This is a genomic window from Halorussus marinus (genome assembly GCF_004765795.1).
In the GTDB taxonomy this organism is placed as follows: domain Archaea; phylum Halobacteriota; class Halobacteria; order Halobacteriales; family Haladaptataceae; genus Halorussus; species Halorussus marinus.
Window position 1 is genome coordinate 460,478 of the sequence record NZ_SBIV01000001.1, and the last position, 17,978, is coordinate 478,455.

The following is a 17,978-nucleotide window of genomic DNA, read 5'->3' on the forward strand; positions in this document are numbered from 1 at the left end:
GTCTCTGTCCACGGATCGAAAACTCATAACTAAATTGGTTTTCGGTTATTACCCCGTAACCAAAATAAATATTTAGTCATAGCGGGCACATTGGGGTATGGCGACGATAGAGGTAAAAGATTTTACAAAAGAGTTCGGGAGCGTGCGTGCAGTCGACTCCATCTCGTTTACCGTCGAATCCGGGGAAGTGTTCGGATTCCTCGGTCCGAACGGGGCCGGCAAGACGACGACGATCCGGTCGCTACTGGGCTTGCTCGAACCGACCGCCGGGACCGCGACCGTCCTCGGCGCAGACGTCCACGACGAGGACGCCCTCATCGAGGCGAAACGACGCATCGGCTACCTGCCCGCACACCTCGGGTTCGACGAGGAAGCGACGGGCGCCGAGGTGCTCGACTACCACGAGTCGGTCAAAGGCGGCTCGCGCCGGGACGAACTCCTCGAGATTTTCACCCCGCCGGTCGAGCGACCGATTCGGGAGTACTCGACCGGGAACAAGCGCATGCTCGGGATCGTTCAGGCGTTCATGCACGATCCGGACCTCGTGATCATGGACGAGCCGACCTCCGGTCTCGACCCGCTCAAACAGGAGGAGTTCAACGAGTTCGCCAGAAACGAGTGCGAGCGAGGCAAGACGCTGTTCTTTTCTTCCCACGTCCTGAGCGAGGTCCGACGCGTGTGCGACCGCGTCGGGATCCTCCGGGAGGGCGAACTCGTCGGTCTCGAAGACGTCGAGACGCTACTTCGACAGGGCGGCAAGCGGGTCCGACTCCAGACGACCGACGACGCCAGAACGGATCTCGAAGCGATCGAGGGGGCCCTCGACGTCCAGACGTTCGCCGAGGGGGTCCAGTTCATCTACACCGGGGAGTACAACGCGTTGCTCCGCGAACTGGCGACTCACGACGTTCGCGAAATCGAGATCAGCGAACCGCCGCTCGAAGACATCTTCATGCACTACTACGGCGCGACCGATGCGGTCGAGTCCGACCGGGAGGTGCGAACCGATGTTTGAGACCACCAAGTACGAGATGGGTCGTCGGATTCGCGGAACCGCGGTCCTGACCGTCGGCGTCAGCGCCTACGTGGCCTTCATCGTCTGGTACTTCTCGCTGTTGGACCCCTCGGCGTACGCACAGATCGCCGAGTCGCTGCCGCCGGCGATGCTGGACGCGTTCGGCATGCAGTCGATCGGCTCGATCGAGGGATGGCTCGGCGGACAGATCTACACGTTCCTGTGGCTGTTGGGGCTCGGCGTATACTTCGCGTACGCGTCGGCGGGCGTGATCGCGAACGATATCGAGAGCGATCGGATGGACCTGTTGCTCTCGTTTCCGGTCTCCCGGCGGCGGTTGCTCACCGAGAAGTTCGCGTCGGTGCTTCTCCCGCTCGTCTCGCTGAACGTGGTCGTGGGGGCCGTGACCTACGGTCTCGTGGTGGCGATCGGCGAGACGATCGATCCGATGCATCTCGCGGCGGCCCACCTCCTCTCGATCCCGTATCTGCTCGTGTGTGCGGCGATCGGGCTTGTTCTGTCCGTGGTGGTCGATCGGGCGGCGATCGCAGAACGGGCCGCCATCGGACTGGTGTTCGTGCTCTGGCTCGTCGAGTCGGCCGTCGGCGCGGCCGAAGACTTCGCGTGGATACAGAACCTCAGCCCGACTCACTACTACGCCCCCACGCCGATTCTCGTCGACGGGTCGTACGAACTGATCGACGCCGCCATTCTGCTCGCCGCGTTCCTGGGGCTACTCGTCGTGAGCCAACTCCTGTTCCAGCGCCGGGACATATAGGACCCCCGACACCGGCGTCGCGGTGCCAGTTTAGTTTAGGAAATATTCAAGTGCGACTTTGCGCGACATCTCTCAAAGCACTCCTGTTGCAACTTCTGATGTTTGTAGCGGCCCGAACTCTGTCATCGGAACTATTAATTGAAGAAACATTCAACCTAAGCGCGATGGCACAATCGACCGAGCGCCTTCGGCGGTACCTCGAAGACGAACTCGGAGAGTGTCGTAGCGAGGACGTCGAGCGTCGGCTCGACGAACTCGGCACTCTCGAAGCGGCACTCGGAACAGCGCAGGTGGGAGCCGAACTCGACGTGCTGTCGGCGCTCTCGAACGAGACGCGCTACACGCTCGTCCGGGTCCTCGTCGGGGCCCGAGAGGAGCTCTGCGTCTGTGAACTGCACGCGGTCGTCGACGTGACCGAGAGCGGGCTGAGCCACGCCCTCTCGGCGCTGGTCGACGCCGGGCTCGTCGAGGGCCGAAAAGACGGCCGGTGGAAGAAGTACCGCGCGACCAACCGCGCGGTGGCGCTCGTCACGGTTCTGGACGGGAGCGTGAGCCCCGATGAGTGACGTCGACGCCCACGACCACGGGCCGAACTGCGACTGTGAGAGCTGTGGGGACCCGCGGTCGATGGACTTTCTCGACAAGTATCTCACCGTCTGGATCTTCGGCGCGATGGCGATCGGCGTCGGCGTCGGCTTCCTCGCGCCGTCGGTGACCCAGCCGATCCAGCGCTTCAACCTCGTGGAGATCGGGCTCGTCCTGATGATGTATCCGCCACTGGCGAAGGCCGACTACTCCCGGCTCCGGGCGGTGTTCAGCAACTGGCGCGTGCTCGGGCTGAGCCTGATCCAGAACTGGCTCATCGGCCCGACGCTGATGTTCGGGCTCGCGGTCGTCTTCTTCGGCGGCGTCGTGCCCGGTCTGCCGGCCCGCCCGGAGTACTTCCTCGGGCTCGTGTTCATCGGAATGGCCCGGTGTATCGCGATGGTCTTGGTGTGGAACGAGCTCGCGGAGGGCTCGACCGAGTACGTGACCGGGCTGGTCGCGTTCAACAGCCTCTTCCAGATCGTCACGTACGGCGTGTACGTCTGGTTCTTCGGGCTCGTGCTCCCGCCGCTACTGGGCATGGAGTCGCTCGTCGACGGGATCACGGCCTTCGACATCACGCCGATGCAGGTGTTCGAGGCCATCGTGGTCTTTCTCGGGATCCCGTTCGCCGCGGGCTTTCTCAGCCGCTACCTCGGCACCCGCCTCAGAAGCGAAACGTGGTACGACGAGGAGTTCGTCCCGAAGATCGATCCCCTGACGCTGATCGCGTTGTTGTTCACGGTGATCGTGATGTTCGCCACGCAGGGCGAGAACATCGTCGCGGCGCCGGGCGACGTCTTGCTGATCGCGGTGCCGCTGACGATCTACTTCGTCGTGATGTTTCTGGTGAGCTTCGGGATGGGCAAGGGGATCGGCGCGGACTACTCGACGACGACCGCGATCGGCTTCACCGCCGCCTCGAACAACTTCGAACTCGCGATCGCGGTCGCGGTCGCGGTGTTCGGGGTCGGTTCGGGCGTCGCGTTCACGACCGTCGTCGGCCCGCTGATCGAGGTCCCGGTGTTGCTCGCGCTGGTCCACGTCGCGCTCTACTTCCAGCGGCGGTTCGACTGGACCGGCGCCGCGACCGGACAGCTCGGCCCCTCCGTTTCGGGGTCGGCCGCCGAAGACGACTGAGCGCGCTCCGATTCCGCATGGACGGGTCGACGCCGCCGGTCCGATTCGTCTCGCGTTCGGCCGGGACGAACGGGCCAGATAGACGGCGTCCTCGGTTGAGAGTCCGCAATTGGTTCGCCGGTTCGCTCAATTGCGCGGTGGGTCTCTCTCAGAAGTGACAAACAGAACGACGAGTGCCAGTCCAAAAGACGTCGCCGACAGCGGTTTCCAGTTTCCCGTCTCCCCGACGTGGTACGTGGCTACACAGACTGCTAAAATTCCCGCCAGGGATACGGCAACCTCTACTTTCTCGTCGACGACGAGTTTCGGTACTGAGCCCTCACTCATGATAGACGACATTAACAAATTAAATTATAACTATTGTGTTTTTCAGCAGGGAGTGTCACGTTCACACTGCACACCAAACGATTCACGCTCTGGATTGCTCGGCGACTGTTCGGAGTTGCTTCTTAGCTGGCGTCTTCGGCAAGGGCCGAAGCCCGCTGAGCCAGAAGATACCCGAATTCTAGGCGGGAGTAAGCGTGCGAACTGACGAAGTCTCTCCTCCGACTATCTGAACTGCTCGAACTGTTTTCTATATAGCAAAATACGATTTACTTGTTCGCTTCGGATCGGACGCCCGCGCCACAACGGTAACATCTCCGATACTAATTGCGTGAATACGAGGCGATGGCCGCGATCGCGGCTCCCGGACTGATATACCCACGCACTTGCACATAGAAAGGCATTAATCCGCGCTGTCTGTACAGATGAGTGAATGAGTCTCTCCGAGCCAGACCGCGAACTGGTCGTCGCCGAACTCGGCCGGGAGCCGACCCCGGCGGAGGCGGCCCTGTTCGAGAACCTCTGGAGCGAACACTGCGCGTACCGGTCCTCGCGACCCCTGCTCTCGGCGTTCGACTCCGAGGGCGAGCGGGTCGTCGTCGGTCCCGGCGACGACGCCGCGGTCGTGGAAGTCGCCGACGGCACGTACATCACGATGGGCGTCGAGAGCCACAACCACCCGTCGTTCGTCGACCCCTACGACGGCGCGGCGACCGGGGTCGGCGGCATCGTCCGCGACACCCTCTCGATGGGTGCGTACCCGATCGCGCTCGCGGACTCGCTTTACTTCGGCGACTTCGACCGCGAGCACTCCCGGTACCTGCTGGAGGGCGTCGTGGAGGGTATCAGCGACTACGGCAACTCGATCGGCGTTCCGACGGTTGCGGGCTCCACGGCGTTCCACCCCGACTACGAGGGCAATCCGCTGGTCAACGTCGCCTGCGTGGGACTGCTCGACGACGAGCGGCTGGTCACCGCCGACGCGAAGTCGCCGGGCAACAAGCTCGTGCTCGTCGGGAACGCGACCGGCCGGGACGGTCTCGGCGGCGCGAGCTTCGCCAGCGAGGACCTCTCGGAGGACGCCGAGACCGAAGACCGGCCCGCGGTGCAGGTCGGCGACCCCTACACCGAGAAACTGCTGGTGGAGGCCAACGAGGCGCTACTCGACGAGTCGCTCGTCGAGGCGGCCCGCGACCTCGGGGCGGCCGGGCTCGGCGGAGCGTCCTCCGAGATGGTCGCGAAGGGCGGACTCGGCTGTGAGATCGCGCTCGAACGGGTCCACCAGCGCGAGCCCAACATGAACGCGCTCGAAATCCTACTCGCCGAGTCCCAAGAGCGGATGTGCTACGAGGTCCGCCCGGAGAACGTCGAGGCGGTCGAGCGCGTCGCCGAGAAGTACGATCTGGGCTGTTCGGTCATCGGCGACGTCACCGAGGGCAACTACGTCTGTACCTTCGAGGACGAGGTCGTCGTCGACGCGCCACCGGAGTTCCTCGCCGACGGCGCGCCGATGAACGACCTGCCCGCCACAGAGCCCGCAGGGCCAGAGCGCGATCTGCCCGACCCCGACCTCGAATCGGCGTTCGAGGCGGTGGTCGAGAGCCCGAACACCGCGAGCAAGCGGTGGGTCTACCGCCAGTACGACCACGAGGTACAGGTCCGGACCGCGACGCCGCCCGGCGACGACGCGGCGGTGTTGGCGCTCCGGGACGCCGAGAAGGGGCTGGCGTTCGCTTCGGGCGCCGACCCCAACTGGACGGCGGCCGCGCCCTACGACGGTGCCCGGGCGATCGCGCTCGAAAACGCCACCAACCTCGCGGCGAAGGGTGCGACGCCGCTCGCGGCAGTCGACTGCCTCAACGGCGGCAACCCCGAGAAGCCCGAGGTGTACGGCGGCTTCGAGGGCATCGTCGACGGCCTCGCCGACATGTGCCGCGAGCTCTCTGTGCCCGTCGTGGGCGGCAACGTCTCGCTGTACAACGACTCGCCGTCGGGACCGATCCCGCCGACCCCGACGCTCGCGATGACCGGCACCAAAGCCGGGTACGATGCGCCGCCCGCCGCCCTCTCCGGTGAGGGCACGCTCCTCGTCGTCGGCGCGGACGGAGGCTCGGGGCTCGGGGGCTCGGAGTACCTCGCGCAGGTCGGCGGAAGCGACCGGTTCCCCGAACTGCCCGCGAATCCCGGCGAGGTCGTCTCCGCGCTCGCGGCGGTGGCCGACGCCCCCGAGACGCTCGCGGTCCACGACGTGAGCCACGGCGGGCTCGCGGTCGCGCTCGCCGAGATGGTGACCGACTCGGCCGGCGCGAGCGCCGAGGTCGAGACCGTCGAGGCGCTGTTCGCCGAGACGCCGGGCCGGGCCGTCGTCGAGACCACCGCGCCGGACGCGGTCCGCGAGGCGTTCGACGGCGTGGCGCCCGTGGCTGAACTCGGCGAGGCCGACGGCTCGGGGACGCTGGAACTGTCGGTCGGCGACGAGACGCTGTCGTACGATGCGGCCGAGATCGCGACGCTCCGGGACGTGCTCGGGCGCGAACTGGCCTGATCGGCGCGGGCGCCACTCCGGCGTTCGGCGGCAGTGATAAATCCTCACCCGCGATACGTTCGGCCGGCGCCCGGTCGCCGAGACCGCGATCTCGATGCGGACGGGCCGCGATTTCGGTGCGGTCGGGCGAGAGCGCGATGGGGGGAATCTCGATCCCGTCGAGGTCCCCAATCGCTTTTGTAAGTTGGACAACGTGATCTGGACGATGACGGACCTCCTGATTCACGATGCGATCGTCGTGACGGTGAATCAAGAGCACCAGATCCTGAAGAACGGCTCCGTTCGAGTGACCGACGGGGTCGTCTCGTCGGTCGAACCCACCGAGCCCGGCGATCGGGATTCGGACGCCGAACGCGTGATCGACGCCAGCGGCAAGGTCGTGATTCCCGGTCTCATCGACGCCCACCGCCACACCGACTTCACGCTCGTCCAAGGGCTGTTCAGTGAGCTCTCGGGCGACGAGTTGCTCAAGGAGGCCTTCGCGTTGTACCACACCGCCGAACCGCTCTTGGGCGACTCCTTTTTCGAGGCCGCGTGGCGACTCGCCTGCCTGCGTCAACTCACGCACGGAGTCACGACGGTGAACGCGATGGACTTCACGCCGGAAATCGGAGCGTCGGCGATCGGTGCGAGCGGGTTACGCGGCGTGATCGGGCCGGAGCTCGCGGACTTTCTCGCCCCCGCGTCCGCGGCCGAACAGCTCCGGGCCGCCCGTCGGTTCATCGAGGCCTACCACGACACGCACGACGGACGCGTCACCGCGAGCATCGCGCCCGGCGGGGAAGTCGGCTGTTCGCGCGAGCTCTGGGAGGGCGTGGCCGAACTCCGCGCCGACTACTCCGACTTGCGGCTCCACACGCATCTGTACGACTCCACGGAGGCGGACACGATGGCGGCCGGAAGTGGCGGTGACGATCCGCTCGACCTGCTCGACCGGTACGGTCTCCTCGACGAGCGGACGCTGGTGACCCACCTGTTACACGCAGACCGGGACGCCGCGCGCCGGATCGCCGCCAGCGGCGCGCACGTCCTTCACTGTCCGACGGTCTACAGTTACTTCCGGGCGGGCGAGCGAACCTGGTTCCCGCTCCCGGCGCTCCGGGAGTTCGGCGCGAACGTCGTCGTGGGCCTCGACGATCCGTTCTGGTTCGACTCCTGGGACCTCTTCCAGGAAGCCAAACACGCCCGCCTGCTGGCGAACTTCGAATACGGAGCCCAGCAGTGGTCCTCGTACGACCTGCTCAAGATGCTCACCATCGACGCCGCGCGCGCGCTCGGACTCGACGATCGGGTCGGGAGTATCGAACCCGGGAAGCGCGCCGATCTGGTCGTCGTGGACGTCGACACGCCCCGCCACCGCCCCTACAGCAATCTCCCGTCGGTACTGATGAACACGGTCACTGCGGGCGACGTCGAGACGGTCGTCGTCGACGGCGAGGTCCTCGTGGAAGACCGATCGGTCAGGTCGATGGACGTCGAGAGTGTTCGGGCCGACGCGAGGCGGGAGCGCGAACGCCTCCGGACCCACACCGCCTGGGAGACGTCGCTGGCCGGCAGCACACCCCCAGACGAATCTCTTCTCCGGCGCGTTGCCCCGCGCCCGCTGTTGAGAGCAGTACGGCAGTACGGCCGGGGCGTCGTCGCACAACACCGGTGGTGAGCGGAGTCGCGTCCGAGCGGGGATCGTTCACGCCGGTTCGAAACATCGGGGGACGACTGAGAGCCACCGAGCGAGGCGGCCCCCGGATTGTAACCGGCTGTTACAAGAAGTTACTAGCCGTTACGCTTATGTCGGTCGCCCCGCACGTTCGACGTATGTCGGAGCCAGTCCGGATACGAGACGACGACTACGAGGCGATCTCGGCCGCCCAAGAGGTGCTGGGGCTCTCGTTCCCCGAGGTGCTTCACCTCAGTCTGAACACCGACGTTTTGAGCGGGAGTCCGGCCCAGAACGCCCGGCGAGCGATCCAGTACTACTACACGTACATCGTCGAGGAGTACGACGACGTCCACGAAGTGCCGGTCGAGGACCTGACGTTCGACGGCGCCGATCAGGCGAAGGCCGGACTGACCGTCGGCGCGGAGAAACACGAGCGCCGCCGGGCGAACGCCGAGTGACCGCCCGGAGTCGCCGCCCCGTTCGGTCGAAGCCTCGGTAGAGACACGCTACGCCGACGCCGTCGGACCGTCGCTCGCCGCGCGTTCGCCCCGGACTTGAGTCTGGCGCTCGGGGCCGGACCGGCCAGTTGGCCACTTGCTTTGTGTATCTGCGTCCAATGGTAGTACACATGCCAGACGACTTCTCGATAGACGCCGACTGGAACGCGCTTTACGTCGACGGCGAGTGGACCGACTCCGCCGGCGACGACGCCGTCGCGGTCGAGGACCCCTCGACGCGCGAGGCGGTCACCGAGGTCCCGGCCGGCGTCGAGGCCGACGTCGACGCCGCCTACGAGGCCGCCGCGGCGGCCCAGACGGAGTGGGCCGACCAGCCGCCCGCCCGCCGCGAGGAGGCCGTACAGGAGTTCCTCGGCGCGCTTCAGGCCCACAGCGACGAGATCGTCGAGTTGCTCGCCCGCGAAGCCGGCGGCTCCCGGATCATGGGCGAGACCTCCGTCCAGATCGCCGCCGACCACGCCGCCGAGGCGGCCACGCTCACTCGCCGGATGAAAGGCGAACACGCCGACTCGAACATCCCGGGCAAGGAGAACGTCGTCGAGCGCGGTCCGAAGGGCGTAGTCACGGTCATCTCGCCGTGGAACTTCCCGCTGAACCTCTCGATGCGGGCGGTCGCGCCCGCCATCGCGGCCGGGAACGCGGTCGTGCTCAAGCCCGCGACGAACACGCCGATCACGGGCGGGCTCCTGTTCGGCAAGCTGTTCGAGGAGGTCGGGCTCCCCGACGGCGTCCTCAACGTGGTCACCGGGCGGGGTTCGGACATCGGCGACCGGGTGGCGGGCCACCCCGAGAGCGACGTGGTGGCGTTCACCGGCTCGACATCGGTCGGCCGGCAGGTCGCGGCCACCGCCGCCGAGAACCTCGCGGTCCCGACGATGGAACTGGGCGGGAACAACCCCTTCGTGGTGACCGCCGACGCCGGCCTCGATCGGGCGCTCGACGCCGCGTCGTTCGGCTCGTTCGTCCATCAGGGGCAGGTCTGTATCTCCATCAACCGCCACATCGTCCACGAGGACGTCTACGACGAGTACGTCGACCGACTCGCCGAGCGCGCGGCCTCGTTGCCCGCCGGCTCCGTCCACGACGACCAGACGGTCGTCGGCCCCATCATCGACGAGTCCCAGCGCGACGAGATGCTCGGCTACGTCGAGGAGACCGTCGAGGCGGGCGCGACCCTCGAAACCGGCGGCGAGACCGTCCCGGTCGACGGCGTCGACGACTCGCTCGTCGTCGCGCCCACGGTGCTGTCGGGCGTGACAAACGACATGGCCGCGGCGTGCAACGAGCACTTCGGTCCGATCGCGCCCGTGATCCCGTTCTCGGACCTCGACGAGGCGGTCGAGATCGCGAACGACACCGAGTACGGCCTGTCGAGCGCGGTCCACGCGGGCGACCTCGGGGTCGCGAAGGACGTCGCCGACCGGCTCGAAACCGGCCACGTCCACATCAACGACCAGCCGATCAACGACGAGGCCCACGTCCCGTTCAGCGGGACCAAAGCCTCCGGGATGGGCTCGTACAACAGCGACGCCTTCCTCGACGAGATCACCGAGACGAAGTGGGTCTCGATCCAGCGCGAGCCCCGCGAGTACCCGTTCTGAGCCCGCCGATCGCCGCTGGGACGCCAACGGCGAGTCCGGTCGGTCGCCCCCGATTTTTCGGTCGACGCATAACGCCGCCACCGAACATGTCACGGTGTGACGAACACGTTCCGGAGCGTCCCGAGTAGCTGAGAACGTGGTTTCCGGTTAAAGAGTTGGACACGCCGAGTGTCGGGTATGGCACGCCAGCCGACACGATGCCGGACGAACCGAGGTGAGCACGCGTGAGCCTCTCGCGACGCGACTTCATCAGGGGCGCGGGAGCGGGCGCGGTCGGCTCGCTACTCACCAGCGGGTGGGGCGCGACCCAGAGCATCGACCCCGTGACCGAGGTCGACAACCCCCTGCGGGGCTACCCCAACCGCGACTGGGAACAGGTGTACCACGACATCTACGCGTACGACGACGTCGACTGGACGGTGTGTCACCCCAACTGCACCCAGTCGTGTGCGCTCAACTTCTACATGAAAAACGGGATCCCGATCAGGGCCGAGCAGGTCTACCACAACGAGGAGTCGAGCGTCGGCCCGTCGGGCTACGAGGACGCGGATGTCAGCCAGAACTGGAACCCCCGCGGGTGCATGAAGGGGCTGACGCTCCACCGCCGGACCTTCGAACCCAGTCGCATCAAGTACCCGATGGTCCGGAAAGGGTGGGACCCCGACGACCCCAACCCGGAGGGCCGCGGCGAGGACGAGTTCGAGCGGGTCTCGTGGGACGAGGCGATCGATCTGGTCGCCGAGAAGATGGCGAGCCTCGACGACCGCAAACGGTTCCACATCTTCAACGCGATCAAGGCCGACGGGCTCATCACCCGCCACGGCGCTGGCCGGCGCCTCGCCTCCATCTTCGGGGGCTGTGAGTGGACCGAGTACGACTGGTACGCCGACCTGCCGCCGGGCCACGTCATCACGACGGGCTACCAGACCTCCGACGCCGACGCCGCCGACTGGCGCAAGGCCGACTACACCATCATCCAGGGCAAGAACCTCATCCACAACAAGCTCGCGGACAACCACTGGTTCCAGGAGATGCGCGAGCGCGGCGGCGAGATGGTCGGCATCTACCCCGACTACTCGCCGACCGTCCAGAAGTGCGACCGGTGGCTCCCCATCCGGCCGGGGTCGGACCCCGCGATCCCGCTCGGGTTCGCCCACGTCATCATCAGCGAGGAGCTGTACGACCCCGACTTCGTGCGGAAGTTCACCAGCCTGCCCCTGCTGGTGCGGGCGGACGACGACAAGTACCTCCGGGCCCACGAGGTGTTCGACGACCACGAGGCTCCCCCGGAGGACAGCCACGAACGCCACGAGAACGACGACTGGGGCGACTTCGTGGTCCTCGACCAGAACGGCGACCCCGTCGCGGTCACCCGCGAGCAGGTCGGCGACGAGATGCCGGCGACGCCCCGACTCGACGCCGAGACCGAGCTCCGACTCGCCGACGGGTCGACGGTCGCGGTCGAGACCGACTTCTCGCGCCAGAAGCGCAACGTGCTGGAGAGCTACTCGCCCGAGCAGGTCGAGGAGATCACGACGGTCCCGGCCGACGCGATCCGGAAGACGGCGCGGGAGTTCGCCGATGCCGAGAACGGCCAGTGGTTCACCGGCGAGGGCATCAACCACTGGTTCCACGGTAACTCCGAGCTCCAGCGCTCGATCTTCTTCGTCCAGTCGATGCTCGGGAACGTCGGCAAGCCGGGGTCGGGCTACTACAACTACTCCGGCCAGTACAAGATCGAACTCCTCGACGGCTACCCCGAGTACGTCAACCCCGACGGTCACGCGGCCCACGGGATGTACCCGGGGTACGCCTTCGCGTTCTTCGGCGGCGAGCAGTTGGACCCCCACGAGATCCGGGGCGATTTCGACCGGGAACTAGATCTCGTTCCGCAGGGCGACGCCGAGGAGCCGGTGATGCCGGAGGGGGCCGAGACGTACACGATGTCCAAGCCCACCGTGTTGTGGACGATGAACTGCAACCTCCTGAACCAGACCAAACATCAGGAGCACGTCGTCAACAACTTCGTCAAGCACCCCGAGACCGAGAACGAGCTGTTCGTCGTCTCGGACATGCACATGACCTACTCGGCCCGCCACGCCGACGTCGTGTTCCCGGCGCCGTCGTGGCTGGAGTGTGAGTACCCCGACATCACCATCGGGCCCGAGAACCCCTTCATCACGATGGACCACGGCGTGATGGACCCCATCTACGACACCAAACAGGACGGGGAGGTGCTCGCGCTTGTCGCCGAGAAGCTCGACGAGAAGATTCCGCCCGAGGAGCGCACCGTCGACTCGTACCGCTCGTACTTCGAGAAGTTCCTCGACGACGACGAGGACGTCTGCGATTACATCCAACAGACCCTCGATGCGGGGATCACCACTCAGGACATCGACGTCGAGGACCTCGAAGACGGGCCCGAGCGTCTGAATCTCAAGACCTACCCGCGGGTTCCGTTCTACTCGCAGGTGCACGACGATCGGCCCTTCTACACCAAGACCGGCCGGATGGAGTTCCACAAGGAGGAAGACCGGTTCGTGGACCTCGGACGCGGCGACCTCGACCACATCGAGAGCGTCGAGGGGACGCCATACGGCGTCAACGAGAAGTGGCCCGAGGCCGGCGAACAGGAGAATCCCCTCTACCACGACGAGGGCTACCAGTTCTACTACAACACGCCCCACAGCAAGTACCGGACTCACTCCTCGTGGGGGATGACCGACTGGAACCTGATCTGGTCGGCGCGGGACTTCGGGTCCACCAGCGCCGACCCCGAGGGCACCGAGCGACTCGTCGACGACTTCTCGTTCCCCGAAGGCGACGGCCAGACCAGCGACGCGCCGCCGCTCGGCGAGGCGTTCGTCGAGATTCATCCGAGCGACGCCGAGGACATCGGCGTGGAGAACGGCGACTACGTGCGCATCTCGGGCAAGCGCGGCGGGACGGTGGTCCGGGCGATGCTCAGCGAGCGCCAGCGCCCCGGGAAGGCGGGCGACATGGGACAGTTGACCCTCTGGCACGGCTGGTGGCCCCAGCACTTCCCGGACGACGAGGAGAAGGGCGACGACGAGGTCAAGGGGTTCAACACGACGACCAACATCTGGCTCGACCCCGGCCAAGAGACCGACGACCTCGTCCACAAGGCGGTGTTCGGCGACCCGAACGTCTCCGAGGAGGTCGGCGAGGAGATCGCGTGGCACGGCGCGGAACTCGAACACGGCTACGAGGAGACCGTCTGGGCCCCGACGGGCGTGAACCGCGACGACCTCGTGACCGTCGAGAAGTACGAGGAGGCCGACTGGTGGCCCGGCGACGCTCGGAAGGACGACCTCGTCGAGGACTACATCGGCGGGTCGCTCCAGTCGAAGGGCGGCGGGAGCGCGACGACCGACAGCGGCGGAACGACCACGCGAGGTGACGACTGATGGCTGACGTGTACAACCCACAACTCGGCCGCGAGCACAGCTACCCCTACGAGCACCGCGAGGAGGACCGCGACTGGCACTGGGGGATGGTCATCAACATCAACCGGTGTATCAACTGCAACACCTGCTCGTTTGCCTGCAAGTCGACGTGGACCAGCGGCGAGGGCGAGGAGTACATGTGGTGGATGAACGTCGAGACCGAGCCCTACGGCGGCTATCCGATGGGCTGGGACATGCGACTGCTCGACGATCTGGGCGCCGACGAGACCGTCTTCGAGGCGGCCGACGACGGCGAGCAGGTCGAGGGCTACGTCGCCCAGAAGGAGGCGTGGGAGTACCCCGCCCTCGGCGACGATCAGGTCCACGGCGAGTACCCAGAGGGCGAGGTCGTCGAGAGCGACCCCGAGGAGGGGACTTACCACGACATGTGGCAGTTCTACCTGCCCCGCCTGTGCAACCACTGCAAGAACCCGGCCTGCCTCGCGGCGTGCCCGCGGAAGGCGATCTACAAGCGCGAGGAGGACGGCATCGTCCTGCTCGACCAGGAGCGGTGTCGGGGGTATCGCAAGTGCGTGAAGGCCTGTCCGTACCACAAGCCGATGTACAACCCCGAGACCGGCGTCTCCGAGAAGCCCGTCGGCTGTTTCCCGCGAATCGAGGAGGGAAACGTCCCCCGGTGTGTCTCCTCGTGTATCGGGAAGACCCGGCTCCACGGCAACATCAACCGCGGTCCCGACGCCGGTCGGCCCAACGGCGTGAAGTCGGCCGCGAGCGGCCGGAGCCCGGTGAACTATCTGGTCCACTCCGACGAGAAGATCGCGCTCCCGCTGTACCCGCAGTTCGGGACCCGACCGCAGGTGTTCTACATGCCGCCCTACCACGTCCCGCCGGAGTTCCTGACCCAGATGTTCACCCCGAACACCGAGACCAAGCGCAACGACTGGCCCGGCGACACCTACGAGGAGAGCGTCGAGATCGTCCAACAGCGCGTCCGGAACCCCAGCCACCACGTCCTCGGCATCCTCCAACTGTTCGGCGCGACCACCCGGCTCATCGAGACGTACAACGTCAAGGAAAACCGGGTGAAGGGCTGGGACCGGAAGGGCAACAAGGTGGTCGACATGCCCATCGAGGAGGACCTCGAGGTGCGCGAGGGCGAACAGTGGACGAACCAACCGTGAGGCGCCAGTCATGGACGACACACCACCCGCGGAACGACACGCCGCCCGGGCCGCCCTCTACAGCGCCGCGGCGGGGGCGTTTTGCTACCCGGACGAGAGCACCGTGCGCGAACTGACCCACCCCGACGCCGCCGAGGGGATCAGGTCGGCCGCCGAGACGCTCGGCTTCGAGGCCGAGGCCGAGGCGGTGGTCGACGCGCTCGATCGGACCGACCGCGAGGCGCTCGAATCTGCGTACAACGGGCTGTTCGGACTGCCGACCGACGACGGCACCTACCCCGTCGTCCCCTACGAGGTCGAGTACACGGTCGGCGACGAGGTCGGCCGCCAACAGCGCCGGATCGCCACCGTGGTCGGCCTGCTGGAGGCGTTCGGCGTCGAGCCCGCCGAGGAGTTCGACGAGCGCCACGACCACGTCGTCGTGGAACTCGAACTCGCGCAGGTGCTTGCGGCCCGCCGGGCGGTCGCCGCCGAGGAGGGCGACCGCGAGACGGCCGACAACCTCGAAGGCGCGGAAGCGACCGTCCTCGACGAGCATCTCACGGACTTCGTGCCGGCGTTCGCCCACGCGGTCCGGAACGCGACCGCCGATCCCGACGCCGAGGACGCGTCCGACCGAGTCGACGCCGGCGAGGCCGCCGAACTGGTCTACCGGGCGGCCGCGGACCTCGCCGAGGCGCTCGTGACGTGGGACGCCGGAATCCACCCCGAGCCGACGGTCGAGCCCGAGACGGAGGTGCGCTCGCATGCCTGACCGGACCGCGGCGGTGCGCGCGACCGTCGTGACGGCGGTCGTGCTCGCGGCGCTCGTCGTCGGTCAGGCCGCGGTCGGAGCCGCGGTCACGAGCGGCTCCCAGCCGGTGCGGGCCGTCGAGTCGGTGCCCGGGGATCCGGCCGCCGACGCGTGGACCGACGCACCCGAGCGCACCGTCTCGCTGTCCGAACAGCAGATGGCGGTGCCGTTCGGGGGCGGGAGCGTCGAGGAGCTGACCGTCCAGACGGTCCGCAACGACACCCACACCGCGTTCCGGCTGTCGTGGGCCGACCCGACGAGGGACGCGAACATCGACCGGCCGCGCAACTTCAGCGACGCCGCCGCGATCATGCTCCGGAGCGGCGACAAGCCGCCGATCACGATGGGGGCGGCCGGCAAGCCGGTCGACATCTGGTACTGGCGCGCGAGCTGGCAGGCCGCCGAGACCGGCGACTCGGGGTCGATGTACGCCTACCCGCACCCGGACAACGAGACCAAGCCCGGCCGGGCGGCGGGCAACCCCCTCTCGAACGCCGAGTACGACCGGTACGCCCAGAACTACTACGCGACCGGCTACGGCTCGCTGACCCACGCGCCCGCCCAGAACGTCCGGGCGAACGGCGAGCGCACCGAGGACGGCTGGTCGGTCGCGTTCGTCCGCGAGCACTCGACCGACGGCGAGTACGACCCCGACTTCGCGAGCGCCGACAACGTCTATCTCGCGTTCGCGGTGTGGAACGGGAGCGCCGACGAGGTCAACGGCGAGAAGTCGCTCACCCTCCGGTTCACCCAGCTCGACACCGAGAACTGGGAGCTGAGCGACGCGTCGACCGGGTCGAGCGGCGCCGACGACGGCGGCGACTCCGCGAGCGCCGAGAGCGACACCTCGGGCGAGGAGGGGTCGTGGCTCACCGAGTCGGTGAGCAACTGGGTGGTCGGTCTCGTGGCGACGATGCTGCTCACATGGTCGTTCGTCTACTGGAGGGCCAGAGAATGACCGAGTACGCGAATCGGAGCGCCCGGGCTCACGCCCCGGCCGACGACGAGGCCGACCTCCGGAGCCTGCTCGCGTCGCCCCGCGAACCCGAGCGCCGCGACGCCGCGCTCGCGCTGGTCGACCGCGCCGACGAGGCGGGAATAGACGAGGCGACGATCGGGGCGCTCGCCGAACGGGTCCGGACCGACGACTCGACCGACGTCCGGCAGTTCGCGGTCGAGGCCCTCGGGGCCGGCGGGCCCGCCCAGCGGGCTGAGCGGGCGATCCGAGCCGCGCTCGACCGCGACGGCGACAAGTGGGTCCGGGCGGAGGCGGTCGTCGCGCTCTCGCGGGTCGCGCCCGACGACGGGGCATCCCTGCGGGCGGCGCTCGACGACGACAGCGGCTTCGTCCGCCGGAACGCGGTCATCGCGCTCGGCAAGACCGGCGCCGGGACCGACGAGACGTTCGCCGACCGGCTCAAGAACGATCCCCACCCGGCGGTCCGGGAGTACGCCGCGCAGTTCCTCGGGCGCACCGCCGACGACGTCCCGGAGGCGGTCCGACTGCTGGCCGCGATTCTCGCCCGCGAGCCCGAGGCGTTCGTCCGGGCGAAGGCCGCCGACGCGCTCGGAGAGCTCGGCACCGACCGCGCCGAGCAAGCCATCGAGACCCACGGCCTCACCGACCGGAGCGACGACGTGCGCCGGGCGGCCGAGACCGCGCTCGCGGCGGCCCGTGGCGTCGATCCCGACCACCTCGACGTCGACGTCGAGGAGCCGTCGCCGCCGGGCGGCGGCCCCCAGTCGCCCCGAGAGACGCCGAAGGGCGGGCCGTCGCCCGAGCCCAAGGGACCCGGCCCGAGTCGGGAGTTCGAGTTCGACAGGTGATTCCATGACCGGACAGACCAGATCGACAGATTCGAGCGGCACCGACGGAGAATCGCTGGGCGTAAGCGTCCCTGACGAGCACGTCGGGGCGTTCGTCGCCGAGGCGTTCGAGGACGTCGAGCGCGACACGACGTGGAAGGAGGTCGTGGGCGCGCTCGTGGCCGAGGAGGCCCGCGACGCGTGGGCGGACCTCTCGCGAACCGAGCAGGCCGTGGAGGTGCTCGCCGCCGCGGCCGACTACGACGAGCGGGCGGTCGAGCTGTTGGCCGAGGTGCCGACCGACCGCGGCGAGCCGACCTCGGAGATCCGCGACCGCTACGAGGAGGCGCTCCGGTGTCGGCACAACGCCGACCGCTTCCGGGACGGCATCGCGGCGGCGTACGCCGACGGCTACCTCGCCGACGACCAGCTGGTGGCCGCTGTCGAGGCGTTCGGCTTCGATACCGCACTCATCGCCGAGCGCGAGGACGAACTCGACACCGTCGCCAACACCTACGAGTTCGAGTTCCGCCCGTACGGCGGGACGCTGATGACCGACGACGAGGGGGACGACCAGACGATGGACGGCTTCGAGGCGTGGTAA

The 17,978-nt window shown here is 67.5% G+C and carries 15 protein-coding genes; 14 read left to right on the forward strand and 1 reads right to left on the reverse strand.

Annotated features, from left to right (window positions below):
- Positions 1-97: 97 nt before the first annotated feature.
- The 4 genes from EPY72_RS02385 (at position 98) to arsB (ending at position 3,518) form a co-directional block, all read left to right on the forward strand.
- Complete coding sequence (locus EPY72_RS02385) at positions 98-1,015, forward strand: ABC transporter ATP-binding protein (protein WP_134670928.1); 918 nt, start codon at positions 98-100, stop codon at positions 1,013-1,015.
- Positions 1,008-1,793, forward strand: coding sequence for an ABC transporter permease subunit (locus EPY72_RS02390; RefSeq protein ID WP_134670929.1), 786 nt, complete (start codon positions 1,008-1,010; stop codon positions 1,791-1,793). Before EPY72_RS02385 ends, EPY72_RS02390 begins: the two co-directional genes overlap by 8 nt.
- A 164-nt stretch (positions 1,794-1,957) precedes the next feature.
- Positions 1,958-2,359 (forward strand): ArsR/SmtB family transcription factor, encoded by a 402-nt coding sequence (locus EPY72_RS02395; RefSeq protein WP_134670930.1) that lies wholly within the window; start codon positions 1,958-1,960, stop codon positions 2,357-2,359.
- Positions 2,352-3,518 carry an ACR3 family arsenite efflux transporter gene (gene arsB / locus EPY72_RS02400; RefSeq protein WP_135805447.1) on the forward strand — a complete coding sequence of 389 codons (1,167 nt, stop codon included), beginning with the start codon at positions 2,352-2,354 and terminating at the stop codon, positions 3,516-3,518. Before EPY72_RS02395 ends, arsB begins: the two co-directional genes overlap by 8 nt.
- A 126-nt stretch (positions 3,519-3,644) precedes the next feature.
- Here arsB and EPY72_RS02405 read toward each other — a convergent pair whose 3' ends face one another.
- On the reverse strand, positions 3,645-3,845 hold the full coding sequence (locus EPY72_RS02405; protein WP_135805448.1) for a hypothetical protein: 201 nt from the start codon (positions 3,843-3,845) through the stop codon (positions 3,645-3,647).
- Between the two features lie 430 nt (positions 3,846-4,275).
- Here EPY72_RS02405 and purL point away from each other — a divergent pair, with 430 nt between their 5' ends.
- The 10 genes from purL (at position 4,276) to EPY72_RS02455 (ending at position 17,978) form a co-directional block, all read left to right on the forward strand.
- Positions 4,276-6,387: a phosphoribosylformylglycinamidine synthase subunit PurL gene (gene purL, locus EPY72_RS02410; RefSeq protein ID WP_135805449.1), complete on the forward strand. Its 2,112-nt coding sequence runs from the start codon at positions 4,276-4,278 to the stop codon at positions 6,385-6,387.
- 205 nt (positions 6,388-6,592) lie between these two features.
- Positions 6,593-8,047: an amidohydrolase family protein gene (locus EPY72_RS02415; RefSeq protein WP_135805450.1), complete on the forward strand. Its 1,455-nt coding sequence runs from the start codon at positions 6,593-6,595 to the stop codon at positions 8,045-8,047.
- Positions 8,048-8,202: 155 nt separating this feature from the next.
- Positions 8,203-8,505 carry a hypothetical protein gene (locus EPY72_RS02420; protein WP_134670935.1) on the forward strand — a complete coding sequence of 101 codons (303 nt, stop codon included), beginning with the start codon at positions 8,203-8,205 and terminating at the stop codon, positions 8,503-8,505.
- A 170-nt stretch (positions 8,506-8,675) separates the two neighbouring features.
- Positions 8,676-10,166 carry an aldehyde dehydrogenase family protein gene (locus tag EPY72_RS02425; protein ID WP_135805451.1) on the forward strand — a complete coding sequence of 497 codons (1,491 nt, stop codon included), beginning with the start codon at positions 8,676-8,678 and terminating at the stop codon, positions 10,164-10,166.
- 224 nt (positions 10,167-10,390) lie between these two features.
- Positions 10,391-13,594 (forward strand): molybdopterin-containing oxidoreductase family protein, encoded by a 3,204-nt coding sequence (locus EPY72_RS02430; protein WP_135805452.1) that lies wholly within the window; start codon positions 10,391-10,393, stop codon positions 13,592-13,594.
- Positions 13,594-14,775 (forward strand): 4Fe-4S dicluster domain-containing protein, encoded by a 1,182-nt coding sequence (locus EPY72_RS02435; RefSeq protein WP_134670938.1) that lies wholly within the window; start codon positions 13,594-13,596, stop codon positions 14,773-14,775. Before EPY72_RS02430 ends, EPY72_RS02435 begins: the two co-directional genes overlap by 1 nt.
- 10 nt (positions 14,776-14,785) lie before the next feature.
- Positions 14,786-15,529 carry a TorD/DmsD family molecular chaperone gene (locus EPY72_RS02440; protein ID WP_135805453.1) on the forward strand — a complete coding sequence of 248 codons (744 nt, stop codon included), beginning with the start codon at positions 14,786-14,788 and terminating at the stop codon, positions 15,527-15,529.
- Complete coding sequence (locus tag EPY72_RS02445; protein ID WP_135805454.1) at positions 15,522-16,526, forward strand: ethylbenzene dehydrogenase-related protein; 1,005 nt, start codon at positions 15,522-15,524, stop codon at positions 16,524-16,526. The genes EPY72_RS02440 and EPY72_RS02445 overlap by 8 nt, the downstream gene beginning before the upstream one ends.
- Entirely contained in the window at positions 16,523-17,395 is an 873-nt protein-coding gene (locus tag EPY72_RS02450; protein ID WP_135805455.1) for a HEAT repeat domain-containing protein, read from the forward strand. Before EPY72_RS02445 ends, EPY72_RS02450 begins: the two co-directional genes overlap by 4 nt.
- Before the next feature lie 4 nt (positions 17,396-17,399).
- Entirely contained in the window at positions 17,400-17,978 is a 579-nt protein-coding gene (locus EPY72_RS02455; RefSeq protein WP_135805456.1) for a hypothetical protein, read from the forward strand.

Bases quoted from the DNA above. Each gene is read 5' to 3' on its own strand.
- EPY72_RS02415 (WP_135805450.1), top strand. From the start codon at position 6,593: ATGACGGACCTCCTGATTCACGATGCGATCGTCGTGACGGTGAATCAA.
- EPY72_RS02450 (WP_135805455.1), top strand. From the start codon at position 16,523: ATGACCGAGTACGCGAATCGGAGCGCCCGGGCTCACGCCCCGGCCGAC.
- EPY72_RS02385 (WP_134670928.1), top strand. From the start codon at position 98: ATGGCGACGATAGAGGTAAAAGATTTTACAAAAGAGTTCGGGAGCGTG.
- EPY72_RS02405 (WP_135805448.1), bottom strand. From the start codon at position 3,845: ATGAGTGAGGGCTCAGTACCGAAACTCGTCGTCGACGAGAAAGTAGAG.
- EPY72_RS02395 (WP_134670930.1), top strand. From the start codon at position 1,958: ATGGCACAATCGACCGAGCGCCTTCGGCGGTACCTCGAAGACGAACTC.
- EPY72_RS02455 (WP_135805456.1), top strand. From the start codon at position 17,400: ATGACCGGACAGACCAGATCGACAGATTCGAGCGGCACCGACGGAGAA.
- EPY72_RS02435 (WP_134670938.1), top strand. From the start codon at position 13,594: ATGGCTGACGTGTACAACCCACAACTCGGCCGCGAGCACAGCTACCCC.
- EPY72_RS02440 (WP_135805453.1), top strand. From the start codon at position 14,786: ATGGACGACACACCACCCGCGGAACGACACGCCGCCCGGGCCGCCCTC.
- arsB (WP_135805447.1), top strand. From the start codon at position 2,352: ATGAGTGACGTCGACGCCCACGACCACGGGCCGAACTGCGACTGTGAG.
- EPY72_RS02425 (WP_135805451.1), top strand. From the start codon at position 8,676: ATGCCAGACGACTTCTCGATAGACGCCGACTGGAACGCGCTTTACGTC.
- EPY72_RS02420 (WP_134670935.1), top strand. From the start codon at position 8,203: ATGTCGGAGCCAGTCCGGATACGAGACGACGACTACGAGGCGATCTCG.
- purL (WP_135805449.1), top strand. From the start codon at position 4,276: ATGAGTCTCTCCGAGCCAGACCGCGAACTGGTCGTCGCCGAACTCGGC.
- EPY72_RS02445 (WP_135805454.1), top strand. From the start codon at position 15,522: ATGCCTGACCGGACCGCGGCGGTGCGCGCGACCGTCGTGACGGCGGTC.
- EPY72_RS02390 (WP_134670929.1), top strand. From the start codon at position 1,008: ATGTTTGAGACCACCAAGTACGAGATGGGTCGTCGGATTCGCGGAACC.